Source organism: Lientehia hominis (assembly GCF_021044755.1).
GTDB lineage: Bacteria > Bacillota > Clostridia > Lachnospirales > Lachnospiraceae > Lientehia > Lientehia hominis.
Map to the genome: position 1 here is coordinate 68,408 of NZ_JAJNOR010000011.1, position 12,562 is coordinate 80,969.

A 12,562-nucleotide genomic window follows, 5' to 3' on the forward strand; every position below is an offset into this window, starting at 1 on the left:
TACCGATTGATTTGGAGGATGGTTAATAAAATGGATATTATGAAGATGCTTTCCGAAGAGCTCGGGATAAAGAGGAGCCAGGCAGAGGCCGCCGTACAGCTGATCGACGAGGGGAATACCATTCCGTTTATCGCCCGCTACCGAAAGGAGATGACGGGCTCTCTGAATGACGAGGTGCTGAGGGACCTGGATGAAAGGCTCAGATATCTCCGGAACCTGGAGGATAGGAAGGCCCAGGTGCTGGAGACCATAAAGGAACAGGGCGCCCTGACCAAAGAGCTGGAAAGGCAGCTTTTGGAAGCGCAGACTCTGGTGCTGGTGGAGGATCTGTATCGCCCTTATAAGCCGAAGCGCAGAACAAGAGCGACTATCGCCAGAGAAAAGGGTCTTGAGCCTCTGGCAGATGTTCTGATGCTGCAGATGCTCAAGGTCCCGGCTATTTCGGAAGCGGCCGGATATGTGTCGGAAGAAAAAGGGGTGGAATCGGCGGAGGCGGCTTTGGAGGGAGCCGGAGATATCCTGGCGGAAAGGATTTCCGATGAGGCAGATTACCGCACTTATATCCGGAGCCTGACGGTGGATAAGGGGCTTTTGCAGTCGTCGGCCAAAGACGAAAAAGAAAAATCTGTATATGAAATGTATTATAATTTTGAGGAGCCAGTGAAAAAGACCGCAGGACACAGGATTCTGGCAATTAACCGGGGGGAAAAGGAAAAATTCCTGACTGTGAAGATAGCTGCTCCGGAGGAGGATATCCTTAAGTATCTGGAGCGGAAGGTCATTGTCAGAGATAATCCGTACACAGCTCCGGTGTTAAAAGACGTGATAGCAGACAGCTATAAAAGGCTGATCGCCCCTGCCATAGAGCGGGAGGTGAGGAGCAGCCTGACAGAAACAGCCGAGGCAGGAGCCATCAAGGTCTTTGGCAAAAATCTGGAGCAGCTTCTGATGCAGCCGCCCATTGTGGGACATGTGGTGCTCGGCTGGGATCCCGCTTTCCGCACCGGCTGTAAGCTGGCCGTGGTGGACGCTACGGGGAAAGTGCTGGACACGGTGGTCATCTATCCGACGGCGCCTCAGAATAAGGTAAAAGAAGCGAAAGCCGTGCTTAAGAAACTCATTGAGAAATATGGCGTGACCTTAATATCCGTGGGAAACGGGACCGCATCGCGGGAGTCGGAGCAGGTGATCGTGGAGCTTTTAAAGGAGATTCCGCAGCGGGTCCAGTATATCATTGTCAACGAGGCCGGAGCATCGGTCTATTCTGCCAGTAAACTGGCAACGGAGGAATTTCCTGATTTCGACGTGGCGCAGAGGAGCGCGGTCTCCATTGCGAGGCGTCTGCAGGATCCGCTGGCGGAGCTGGTGAAAATCGACCCGAAATCCATCGGAGTGGGGCAGTATCAGCATGATATGAATCAGAAGAACCTGGATGAGGCTTTAAAAGCAGTGGTAGAGGATTGTGTGAACAAGGTCGGGGTGGATCTCAACACGGCTTCGGCTTCCCTGCTGGAATATATTTCTGGAATCAGCAAGGCGGTCTCCAAAAATATCGTGGCTTACCGGGAGGAAAATGGAAGGTTTACAGACCGCAGGCAGCTTTTGAAGGTGGCAAAGCTGGGACCCAAGGCATATGAGCAGTGTGCCGGCTTCATGAGGATACAGGGAGGGAAGAATCCGCTTGACGCTACCGCGGTCCATCCGGAGAGTTATCCGGCGGTGGATGCTCTGCTTGATAAACTGGGATACGATAAGACACAGATAACCGTGGGAGGCCTTTCCGGTATCAGCAGAAAGGTGATGAGGCCGAAGGAGCTTGCCGGAGAGCTGGGGATCGGGGAAATTACTCTGTCCGACATCCTGAAGGAGCTGGAGAAACCGGCCAGGGATCCGAGGGATGAGATGCCTAAGCCGATTCTCCGGACCGATGTTCTGGACATGAAGGACCTTAAGCCGGGGATGGTCCTTAAGGGTACGGTGCGGAATGTCATTGATTTCGGGGCGTTTGTGGATATCGGCGTCCATCAGGACGGCCTGGTCCATATCTCCCAGATGAGTGACCGCTTTATCAAACATCCGCTGGAGGCGGTCAGCGTAGGGGATATTGTGGAGGTGCAGGTATTAAGCGTGGATCTGGACAGGAAGCGGATTCAGCTGACCATGAAGATAAAATAATGCCGGAGGCTTTAAGACCCGCCGGAGAATTGACGGAGGAAATAAGATAGAATGGATAAAATCAGAGTCACAACGGAGATCAAACCAAAGTATTTATTCCGATTTCAGGTATATCACACGTATTTCGGGCTGACCGGCATCCTGCTTGTCCTGCTGTCTGTGATGGCATTGGTGGATTTGATCGGGAATTTTGGCAGCATGGCGGTATGGGCCAAGATATTCTGTATCTTTATTTTAATATGGGGACTTGTTTTAAATCCACTGAATCTGTATTATAAGTCTAAAAAGCAGGCGGCTACCACCGAGCTTTTCCAGCATCCTATTGACGTGGAAATATCAAAGGACGGACTCGGAATCTTTCAAGGTGACAAGGGCGGCCTTGTTGAGTGGAAGGATATCACAAAGATCGTTGTTCTCAAAAATGTCGTTCTGTTTTATATGGGAAAGGTGAGGGCGCATCTGCTTCCTCTGGACCAGAACCCCGAGCAGGCAGACGATATCGTAGAGCTCATCCGGAAGTCGGCCAAGGGCAGGAGAGTCATTGTCCACAGAAGGAAACGGAGGAAAAGGAAAGGTGCTTGAGCAGGTTGAGACATACAGTCCGGAAGAAACGTTTTCGTTTGGGAAGCGTCTGGGAGAGGACGCCGGACCGGGCACAGTGTTCTGCCTGGACGGCGATCTGGGAGTGGGGAAGACCGTTTTCACCCAGGGCTTTGCCGCCGGGCTCGGGATCACGGAGCCTGTGAACAGCCCTACCTTTACCATTGTGCAGGTTTATGAGGAGGGACGCCTTCCTCTGTATCATTTTGATGTATACCGGATTGGCGATGTGGAAGAGATGGAAGAGATCGGATATGAGGATTATTTTTTCGGGGACGGGGTATGTCTCATAGAGTGGGCTTCCCTGATCAGGGAGCTTATACCGGGATCTGCGGAATGGATCACCATCGAGAAGGACATGGAAAAAGGGTTTGATTACCGGAAAATAACCATAGGACGGGAAAGGCAATGAAAATATTAGGAATCGAAAGTGCTTCTTTGACAGCTTCGGCCGCCGTCTGGGAGGACGAGAGGCTGACGGCAGAATATACGGTGGACTTTAAGAAGACCCATTCTCAGACCCTGCTTCCAATGATTGATGAGATCGTAAGGATGACAGAAACGGACCTGGAGACGATCGACGCCATAGCGGTGTCCGGTGGTCCTGGTTCCTTTACCGGATTAAGAATCGGCTCAGCGACGGCAAAGGGGCTGGGGCTGGCTCTTGATAAACCGCTCATCCATGTGCCGACTTTGGATGCCATGGCGTATCAGCATTTTGGAACGGACCGTCTCATATGCCCGATCATGGATGCCAGAAGGGGACAGGTGTACTGCGGACTGTATGAGTTCCATTCGGAATTCCAGGTTCTGAAGCCGCAGGCGGCTATGGATCTTAAAGAGCTCCTGGAAGAGATTAATGAAAAGAAGCGCCCTGTAGTCTTTTTGGGCGATGGAGTGCCCGTTGGGAGAGCGGTGATCGAAGAAAGAACCCGGGTTCCCTTTGTGTTTGCCCCTTCGTTTTCATGCCGTCAGAGGGCCGGAGCCGTAGCGGCCCTGGGAGCAGAGTACTTGAAAGCAGGGAGGACAGAACAAGCCGGGGATTATGCGCCGGAGTATCTGCGTGTATCTCAGGCGGAGCGGGAGATGCTGGAAAGAAAAAAACGGGCGGAGGGTCCGGCGAAGGAGACCATATCGTGAACGGAATTCTGATAAGAAATCTGGAACCGGAGGACGCCCTGGAAGCGGCTGCCTTGGAACAGAGGGCTTTCGGCACACCCTGGTCAGAGAAGCTTATTTCTGAGACGATACGGCAGGCTTTGGATAGCAGAAGGAAGGAGCTTGAGGCTGAAGCGCCTTTGAAGCTGTCCTTTGGTGCCATTGGAGCCTGGAAGGGAACATGTCTGGCGGGATATCTGTTCGCCATGATTGTGGCCGGAGAGGGAGAGCTTCACCGAATCGCCGTTTTGCCGGAATTTCGCAGAATGGGAATCGCAGGCCTTCTCATGGAAGCATTTCTGTCCTGGATGAAAGAGCGGGGTACAGGGGCTGCCACCCTGGAGGTGCGGGAAGGAAATCTTGCCGCCGTTTCTCTGTATGAGAAGTACGGCTTCCAGGAAGAAGGGCGGAGAAAGGACTATTATCGGAATCCCACGGAGGATGCGAGGATCTTCTGGCTCAGAAAGCTTTAGAGGAAGACGACGGAAGGAATTCCATGGATTACCGCTTTCTTATTCCGGCTCATGATTTTATAATGATAAAGAAGGATAACAATAAAAGAACGAGCTTTTGGAAAGGCTGTGAGAATTGCATGGAGACAAAACAGGAATTCCGGATCTGCAACCAATGCGGAAAGACGGTTAAGACAGATGGCACACCTCCTTACGGGGAGGGCCTGTCCGTGGCGAAGACCTGGGGATATTTTTCCGGGAAGGACGGAGAACGGCATCATTTCTTTCTCTGTGAGGACTGCTATGACAAGCTTGTAAAAGGGTTTTCCGTGCCCGTGGATATAGAGGAAGAGACAGAGCTTCTTTAAAACGAGAACAATTTACAGACCGCCCCGGGATATGAGAGAGAATACTCTTGTATCAGCGGGGCGGTTTATGTTATGATAATGCAATGTGAGAACAGAATGAAAAAAATGGATATGTATTTCAGAAGGAAGGATTGCCATGCTTGATATATGCTTATTGGGAACCGGGGGGATGATGCCGCTGCCCTACCGGTGGCTGACCTCTCTTATGACGCGGTGCGGTGGCAGTCATCTGCTCATCGACTGCGGAGAAGGGACACAGATTGCCTTAAAAAAGAAAGGATGGAGCGCGAAGCCCATCGACGTGATATGCTTTACTCATTACCATGCGGACCACATCAGCGGCCTTCCTGGCCTGCTTTTGACCATGGGAAACGCGGAACGGACGGAACCGCTTAAGATGATTGGTCCCAGGGGGCTTGAGCGTGTCGTTACCGCTCTGCGGACCATAGCTCCCGAGCTGCCCTTTCCCATTGAATTTCATGAGCTGTCGGAACGGGAGCAGGATCTGACCGTGGGTCCGTATTCGATTCGCGCGTTTCGGGTCAATCATAATATTCCCTGCTATGGATATTCCGTCTCCTTAAAGCGGGCGGGGAAATTTCAAGTGGAGAAGGCAAAGGCACTTGAACTTCCGGTGCGTTTTTGGGGTGTTCTTCAGAGAGGGGAAAATGTGGAGCTTGACGGCCGGCTTTATACGCCGGACATGGTGATGGGAGAAGAGCGGAAGGGCATTAAAGTGACTTACTGCACGGATACCAGACCGACGCCCGGCATCGCAGAGGAGGCGAAAACAGCGGACCTGTTTATCTGTGAGGGTATGTACGGAGACCGGGAAAAAGCAGCTAAAGCGCGGGAGAATAAGCATATGACCATGTATGAGGCGGCGAGGCTGGCCAGAGATGCGGATGTGCCGGAGCTTTGGCTTACTCATTACAGTCCGTCCCTGATGTGGCCGGAGGATTATATGGACGAGGTGCGGAAGATTTTCCCCAGGGCGCTGGCGGCGAAAGACGGACAGTCGGCGGAGCTTAAATTTGAAGAAGACGATTAGCGGTTTTAGCAGAGATGGAAACGGATGATAGGAATGGATGATAAAATGGAAGCAGAAAAAAAAGAACAGGATGTATATATTTTAGCTATCGAAAGCTCATGCGACGAAACAGCGGCGGCGGTGGTCAAGAACGGCAGGGAGGTTTTGTCCAATGTGATATCATCACAGATCGCGCTGCACACGCTGTTCGGGGGCGTAGTGCCGGAGATTGCTTCCAGGAAGCATATTGAAAAGATCAATCAGGTGATCCAGGAAGCCTTGGACGAAGCGGATATGACTCTGGATGAAATGACCGCTGTGGGGGTCACCTATGGCCCCGGCCTGGTGGGCGCTCTGCTGGTAGGTGTATCCGCCGCAAAGGCAATCGCGTATGCGAAGAAGCTGCCGCTTATCGGCGTACATCATATAGAAGGCCATGTCAGCGCCAACTTTATTGAGAACAAAGAGCTGGAGCCGCCTTTTTTATGCCTGATCGTCTCCGGCGGCCATACTCATCTGGTGAAGATGAAGGACTACGGGGAATTTGAGATTATCGGAAGGACCAGGGACGATGCCGCGGGGGAGGCCTTTGACAAGGTGGCGCGGGCGATTGGGCTTGGGTATCCGGGAGGACCGAAGATAGATAAGGCCGCAAGGGAAGGGAATCCCCACGCGATGGAATTCCCGCGGGCGAAAATAGAAGGAGCGCCTTATGACTTCAGCTTCAGTGGTTTGAAGTCGGCAGTGCTCAATTACCTGAACCATGAAAAGATGCGGGGAGAAGAGGTCAGCCGGAACGACCTGGCCGCTTCCTTTCAAAATGCGGTGGTAGAATCCCTGGTGAGCCGCACGATTCTGGCTGCCAGAGAATTCAATATCCGGGATGTGGTCATTGCCGGCGGTGTGGCCTCGAATTCAGCTCTCCGGGCAGCCATGAAAGTGGCATGCGAGAAGGAAGGATTCCGCTTTTACTATCCGTCTCCCGCTCTTTGTACCGACAATGCGGCGATGATCGGCGCGGCAGCCTACTATGAGTATCAAAAAGGGACAAGGAGCGGCTGGGATCTGAACGCGGTTCCCAACCTGAAGCTGGGAGAGCGGTAAAGCGTGGTGCGAAAATTAATCTGAAAAATGCCGGTCAGGATAAATATATGGTTTAATACTATAGGATTCTATGAAAAGCTCTTGCCAATACGGTAAGAGCCTTTTTCTATTCTTTATTATGATTATATTTTTTGGGAAGTTTGATGGTATAACTTGATTACAATATGAAAAGGTGATAAAATACAGGTAAGTAAAAAAGAGTAATATATTATAATTAAAAGGAGAAAACAATGCTGGAAAAAGCAAAATTAACGGCGACTGAACTGGAGCTGATGAGAGTTATCTGGGAAGTGGGGGAAATCGGTCAGGAAACGACTACTTCCAATATCCGAAAAACATATCAGGAATATTTAAATGAGCAGGTTCTTCCGCAGACTGTGAACACATATGCAGGTCATTTGGAAAAGAAAGGTTATATCCGAATCATTAAATCGGAGAATGGACGCCGGATCCATATTCCTCTTGTAAATAAACATGATTACATGAAAGAGCAGACAAGATATTGGAGGAAATTTTGGAATCAAAGCAGTGCCGCATATGCAATGATGGCATTAAAGGGAGATGAAGAAGGTCTTTCTAAAGAAGATTTAGAAGAATTCAGGAGATTTTTGGATGAACTTGATTAGTATATTTTAATGATATTCATGACCACATTGACCGGTACTGCTGTATTTGCAGGATGGAAAATCTTCAGCAATAGTTTGGACAGGAGAAAACGAATTAAGAGAATTCGAGCCTGCTTGGTGGTCGTGATCGTTTTTTTTGTACCTATAGCATTTTTTTATGTGGCGTTTCGGACTAATCTATTGTATGGGCCTATGGATACACAGTTTTCTCAGCAGACTCCGTTCCTGAGAAGTGCATTCAGAGTTATGGCTGTTATCTGGTTATTAGGTGCGGGCTGGAAAGTTATAAAATATGTACAGTGTGGATCAGTGATCAGAGGTATCATCAGGCACAGTATGCGGGCAGAAAAAATAATACAGTCTGCAGCGGATGTTGTATGCGGCGATATGAAATTATCAAAAAAGGTTCCGGTGTATATGACGGTGGGACAGAGAACTCCAATGATCGTTGGATTTTGGCATAAGAAAATATTATTGCCTCAAAAGCAATATGAGAGTGATGAGCTGTATGCAATTTTGGAACATGAACTCTGGCATTACAGGCAGGGAGATTTGCTGTTAAAAAAGGCATGCAGCTGGATTGCCAGGATTCAGTGGTTTAATCCGGTCACGAGGTATCTCCAAAAGGAGGTTGATAAATGGGGTGATATATATTGTGATAAACATGTATGTTTTGAGGGGAGTACCGGATGGGATATTAAACGATATTTTGAAATTGTAGCCCGCAATTCCGGTAAAGTGGAAACGGAATTAATGTCCGGTATGAGGTTACATAAAACATTAGAATCATTGAAAGGGAGGGTAAACAGGATGATGAAGTATAATCCGAAAAATGAGCTGAAAAAAGCATGGATAATGTTATTGGTGATGGGATTCCTACTGGCCTCAACGGTTACATCTCTGGCAGCAGGGCGGGGAATAGCGGCGTTATATGATGCGGTGTTTAAAGCAACGAAGGTGATCATCGAAGAAGATCTGCAGCCGCAAATAACTGATCTGGAAGAAGTGGAATGGCTTCCGGATGAAAATAAAATCATAATAGAAATGCCGGACAATCCTATGACGAGGGCGACCAGCAGCTATACATGGGATATATCTGCGGGAAAGGCAAAGCTGACGGGGGAATTTTATGCTGCCAATGGAAATAAAGTCGTTTTAACAGTATCGCCGGACCCTGCGAATGCCAAGGTCGGAGCTGGTTTGAGCCAGCCTGACGGATATTGGAGAGGCGTATCCGGGACGGGAGCGTATTCCCATACGTTTACTGTTAATCAGAACGGCTACCATCGCGTATATGTAGAAAACCTTGCGGGTAAAGATATTACGGTTGGATTGATTGTGGTAAGGTAGGAAATTTATAGGGGCGTCGGATTGACGCCCCGTTTTGGATTGTTATTCTTATCCCGTTTGCTATTCAAAGGGAGGCGGCATATGAAAAAGTATGTAGAGGTTATGATTCTTACTGTATTGGTATTGGGCATTTGTGGATGCGGATCGGATGATATAAAGGAAAAAGACTCTCCGTCTATTGGAATGAGCAGTTTAGATACTTGTGAAGAAGAAAGTAAGACAGAGGAGCTGAATACAGAGAAGTTTGATATGGCGCAGGATATGGAGCCGGGGACGTTGACATGGGCAGTATTTGACATGGGAATAGATTTGGGAATTTATGAGGACGGATTAAATGAGCTGCTGAAAAATAAGGGAATAGAATATAAAATAAAATTTGTAGATATCAAGGTTCCTTTCGAGGAGGATTATGAAGTTTACGTACAGACTTATATCGATGCGGTCCAAACCGGCGGTTATGATATTGTAACATGTCCAGGGATTCTGAATTGTTATGATGTATATGCGATGATGGCGAAAAAGGGTATGTTGGAGCCTCTGGATAATTACATGGAACAGACAGATACCAGTACGGCGCTGCAAAGAGCATATCCTGCAGTCGTATGGGAATCACTCCGATATGATGGAGCAATATATGGAGTTTTAACACCGTATACCAATTTTAAATATTACGCTGTATTTAATCAGAAATATGCGCAGGAATTTGGAATCGACGTAGAACAGGCAACATTTTCCCATATGGAAAATCTTATGGGCAAAGTACTGGAAAGCGGTATAAAAAAGAAAAATCCCTCATTTGTGGTATCGACAATGTGGCCGTATTTTTTGAATGATTCTTATGAAAATACGGTCTGCGAATTGCTTGCGGTATCTATGAGAGATGGAGAGCCTGACGCAGAAAATATTTTAAAGAATGAGGAGTTTTTAAATCATATGGAGCTTTTGAACCGATGGGGTGAGCAAGGTATGATCTGCATTGATAATTATTGGGACGCTTTGGGGGCAGGAGAATTTTTTGTCACCGGTTTATACTCATACAGTACAGAAAGCGCGGAAATGTATTGCAAAAACGCTTATGAAATGAATGACGATATAAAACTCCGGGCAGTTGAGTTTCCGGAATTCAACCAGTCATTTTCTGGAAAAGGAAATAAAGCCTGCGTACTGGCGAAGAGTAAAAACAAGGAAGAAGCAATCCATATATTGAGTTTGATCTATTCGGAAAAGGATTTATCGGATGCTGTTATAGAACTCACATTTGGCAATCCGTTCCTGACTTCGCCGGGAGAATATGAACCGGATTCTAAAAATGAAGAGCTGTGGAATACCGTAGAGACAATACGTCCGTCTGTGCTGAATGGATTTTTCTTTGATATGATTGAGATTGGAGAAACGATCAGCAGCATAAATACGTTGGTTCAAGATGATTATATATGGAAGCTTTCCGGAAACAGCGGGGATTGGAAGACAGAATCAAAGAAAATGAGTGAAACGATTGAGAAAATGGGAATACAGGAAGTGATAGATAACATGAATCAGCAATTGAACTCAAGAAAATAGGAGGAGAGGAGAGAGTCGATGAAAAAGTACCGGACATTTTTGTTTTTTTGTATTAGTGCTTTCATATTGGCTGGATGCGGTAAGAAGGAAAGAACGGATAATGCCGGAGAATCTGTTTGGCGTATGAATTCTTGTTTTACGGAGACGGGAATTTTATATAAGAAATCGGAAACAAATGGAAAGCTGAAATACTATGACTATGAATCGAAAGAGTATTTAACGCTTTGTGCGAAAGCGAACTGCAGACATGATTCTTCTGAATGTATGTCAGTATATCTTTATCAGAACATAGATTTTATAGGAAAACTGGGAGATAAATGGTATTATCGTGTGATGAAAACAGATGAATCCGAAGGGGCTTTTTATTCTTGTGATCTGGACGGGGGCAATGAAAAAGAAGTCGGACCGTTTTCCCATGGGAACGGTAAGGCTATTGGCACGGTCAATCTGTTTTATGATAATGTTTGTGTGTTAGAAACGGAAGATGACTATTTTGATGAGACGACGGGAGAATGGACAGGTACGGGCAGTGGAATCTATCGTTTCCATTTTGATACCGGTGAAGCGGAGGTACTATGTGAAGAAAAAGAGTATATGCGTCCGGCGTATTCTGTTTATGGAAAGTACGATAATAAGCTTCTCTACACAGAATGGGATGGCAAAAAAAACCTGTTAAAACAAATGGATTTAGGCACTAAAAAAAGCGCTGTAATTTTGGATAATATAAATATCATTACAGGTGCCGTTCAGGGAAATATATTGTTATGCAGTGCCTCGGAAGGCGAGAGGTTTAAACTTATCATTGTAAATCTTGAAACAGGAAAACAAGAACATATTTGGACGAAGGGAGTTGCTTCCGATTATTTTTGGGATGAGGAACTTAAAGTTTTTATCATTTATGGAGAGGAATCTGCGGTAACAAAGGACGGATATGCCCGCCAATTTTTTGAACTGTACCAATATATGGAAGACGGGGTATGCCGGCTTTTGAGGACAGGAGATACTGCGAAATGTTTTATACCGTATGTAAGAATGGAAGATCAGCTGATAGGCAGAGATTCTGAAAAAGGAGAACTGGCCCGGATGAATATGCAGGATTTTATTTCGGGTTCTGCAGATTGGGAAATTTTAGAAGAATAAGAGGCGGCGAAAACAAATATCGAACGATATAAAAATAGATGTGAGAAAGGATGATTTTTGCTATAATGAATTTAGATATATAAAATGAGAACGATAATCGGCAGGTCAGATGGAAAGAAGAAGAATATGGAGCTTGAAATCAAGAATCTCACAAAGAATTATGGAAAGAAGCAGGCGCTTAAAGGCTTGAATGTCACTCTGACTGAGGGGGTATATGGTTTTCTTGGTCCGAACGGAGCGGGAAAAAGCACCTTTATGAACATCTTGACAGGAAATTTAAAGGCGACCTCCGGTCAGATTCTATACAATGGAGAAGAAATTACAAGGCTTGGTCGGAGCTTTAGAGGGATTTTGGGTTATATGCCGCAGCAGCAGGCGCTCTATCCCAATTTTACGGCGACAGGTTTTTTGTCTTATATAGCGGCGCTTCGGGATATGAAAAAGGACAGAGCAAAGGAGCGGATTCCAAAGGTACTTTCGCAGGTGGGACTTTCTGACGTGGCAGACGACAAAATCCGCTCTTTTTCCGGAGGCATGAAACAGAGGCTTTTGATTGCTCAGGCAGTGCTGGATGAGCCAAAGATTTTAGTATTGGACGAGCCGACGGCAGGCCTCGATCCAAAGCAGAGAATCGCTATCCGGAATCTGATTTCGGAGATTTCAGCCGCAAAGATTGTTATCATCGCTACTCATGTGGTGACAGATGTAGAATCAGTGGCAAACCGGATACTCCTCATCAGGGAAGGGGAGATGCTGGCAGATTCTACGAGGGAGGAGCTCAATGCTTCTCTTTCAGGACATGTCTGGGAGCTTCAGGTACCGGAGGAACAGCTGGAAGAAGTCATTGGAAGAGATGAATATTTGATTGGAAACATTGCCAGAGAGGGGAAGAATCTTTTCGTAAGGGTGATTTCTGACAAAGAACCGGAGGATTACGCGTTTATGGCTGTCAGACCGGGTCTTGAAGATGTGTATCTTTACTATTTTAAAGAATAGGAG

At 47.1% G+C, this 12,562-nt stretch carries 13 protein-coding genes; all 13 read left to right on the forward strand.

Annotated elements, in window-relative coordinates:
* Window positions 1-30: 30 nt before the first annotated feature.
* The 13 genes from LQE92_RS13980 to LQE92_RS14040 all read left to right on the forward strand — a co-directional run bounded on the left by LQE92_RS13980 (window position 31) and on the right by LQE92_RS14040 (window position 12,559).
* Window positions 31-2,175, forward strand: coding sequence for a Tex family protein (locus LQE92_RS13980; RefSeq protein ID WP_231063557.1), 2,145 nt, complete (start codon window positions 31-33; stop codon window positions 2,173-2,175).
* Between the two features lie 51 nt (window positions 2,176-2,226).
* Window positions 2,227-2,757 carry a YcxB family protein gene (locus LQE92_RS13985; protein WP_231063558.1) on the forward strand — a complete coding sequence of 177 codons (531 nt, stop codon included), beginning with the start codon at window positions 2,227-2,229 and terminating at the stop codon, window positions 2,755-2,757.
* Window positions 2,750-3,187, forward strand: coding sequence for a tRNA (adenosine(37)-N6)-threonylcarbamoyltransferase complex ATPase subunit type 1 TsaE (gene tsaE / locus LQE92_RS13990; RefSeq protein ID WP_231063559.1), 438 nt, complete (start codon window positions 2,750-2,752; stop codon window positions 3,185-3,187). Before LQE92_RS13985 ends, tsaE begins: the two co-directional genes overlap by 8 nt.
* Entirely contained in the window at window positions 3,184-3,915 is a 732-nt protein-coding gene (gene tsaB, locus LQE92_RS13995) for a tRNA (adenosine(37)-N6)-threonylcarbamoyltransferase complex dimerization subunit type 1 TsaB (protein WP_231063560.1), read from the forward strand. The genes tsaE and tsaB overlap by 4 nt, the downstream gene beginning before the upstream one ends.
* Window positions 3,912-4,406, forward strand: a complete 495-nt coding sequence (gene rimI, locus LQE92_RS14000; protein WP_231063561.1) for a ribosomal protein S18-alanine N-acetyltransferase — start codon at window positions 3,912-3,914, stop codon at window positions 4,404-4,406. Before tsaB ends, rimI begins: the two co-directional genes overlap by 4 nt.
* A gap of 119 nt (window positions 4,407-4,525) precedes the next feature.
* Entirely contained in the window at window positions 4,526-4,753 is a 228-nt protein-coding gene (locus LQE92_RS14005; RefSeq protein ID WP_231063562.1) for a hypothetical protein, read from the forward strand.
* 136 nt (window positions 4,754-4,889) lie between these two features.
* A complete protein-coding gene (locus tag LQE92_RS14010; protein ID WP_231063563.1) occupies window positions 4,890-5,804 on the forward strand; it encodes a ribonuclease Z in 915 nt (304 codons plus the stop codon).
* Window positions 5,805-5,837: 33 nt separating this feature from the next.
* Entirely contained in the window at window positions 5,838-6,887 is a 1,050-nt protein-coding gene (gene tsaD / locus LQE92_RS14015) for a tRNA (adenosine(37)-N6)-threonylcarbamoyltransferase complex transferase subunit TsaD (protein ID WP_231063564.1), read from the forward strand.
* A gap of 230 nt (window positions 6,888-7,117) precedes the next feature.
* On the forward strand, window positions 7,118-7,513 hold the full coding sequence (locus LQE92_RS14020; protein ID WP_231063565.1) for a BlaI/MecI/CopY family transcriptional regulator: 396 nt from the start codon (window positions 7,118-7,120) through the stop codon (window positions 7,511-7,513).
* Window positions 7,514-7,630: 117 nt separating this feature from the next.
* Entirely contained in the window at window positions 7,631-8,863 is a 1,233-nt protein-coding gene (locus LQE92_RS14025) for a M56 family metallopeptidase (RefSeq protein WP_231063588.1), read from the forward strand.
* An 81-nt stretch (window positions 8,864-8,944) separates the two neighbouring features.
* On the forward strand, window positions 8,945-10,423 hold the full coding sequence (locus LQE92_RS14030; protein WP_231063566.1) for an ABC transporter substrate-binding protein: 1,479 nt from the start codon (window positions 8,945-8,947) through the stop codon (window positions 10,421-10,423).
* 18 nt (window positions 10,424-10,441) lie between these two features.
* Entirely contained in the window at window positions 10,442-11,563 is a 1,122-nt protein-coding gene (locus LQE92_RS14035) for a hypothetical protein (protein WP_231063567.1), read from the forward strand.
* Between the two features lie 126 nt (window positions 11,564-11,689).
* On the forward strand, window positions 11,690-12,559 hold the full coding sequence (locus LQE92_RS14040; RefSeq protein ID WP_231063568.1) for an ATP-binding cassette domain-containing protein: 870 nt from the start codon (window positions 11,690-11,692) through the stop codon (window positions 12,557-12,559).
* Window positions 12,560-12,562: the final 3 nt, after the last annotated feature.

Bases quoted from the DNA above. Each gene is read 5' to 3' on its own strand.
- LQE92_RS13980 (WP_231063557.1), top strand. From the start codon at position 31: ATGGATATTATGAAGATGCTTTCCGAAGAGCTCGGGATAAAGAGGAGC.
- LQE92_RS13985 (WP_231063558.1), top strand. From the start codon at position 2,227: ATGGATAAAATCAGAGTCACAACGGAGATCAAACCAAAGTATTTATTC.
- tsaB (WP_231063560.1), top strand. From the start codon at position 3,184: ATGAAAATATTAGGAATCGAAAGTGCTTCTTTGACAGCTTCGGCCGCC.
- LQE92_RS14005 (WP_231063562.1), top strand. From the start codon at position 4,526: ATGGAGACAAAACAGGAATTCCGGATCTGCAACCAATGCGGAAAGACG.
- LQE92_RS14010 (WP_231063563.1), top strand. From the start codon at position 4,890: ATGCTTGATATATGCTTATTGGGAACCGGGGGGATGATGCCGCTGCCC.
- tsaD (WP_231063564.1), top strand. From the start codon at position 5,838: ATGGATGATAAAATGGAAGCAGAAAAAAAAGAACAGGATGTATATATT.
- LQE92_RS14020 (WP_231063565.1), top strand. From the start codon at position 7,118: ATGCTGGAAAAAGCAAAATTAACGGCGACTGAACTGGAGCTGATGAGA.
- LQE92_RS14030 (WP_231063566.1), top strand. From the start codon at position 8,945: ATGAAAAAGTATGTAGAGGTTATGATTCTTACTGTATTGGTATTGGGC.
- LQE92_RS14035 (WP_231063567.1), top strand. From the start codon at position 10,442: ATGAAAAAGTACCGGACATTTTTGTTTTTTTGTATTAGTGCTTTCATA.
- LQE92_RS14040 (WP_231063568.1), top strand. From the start codon at position 11,690: ATGGAGCTTGAAATCAAGAATCTCACAAAGAATTATGGAAAGAAGCAG.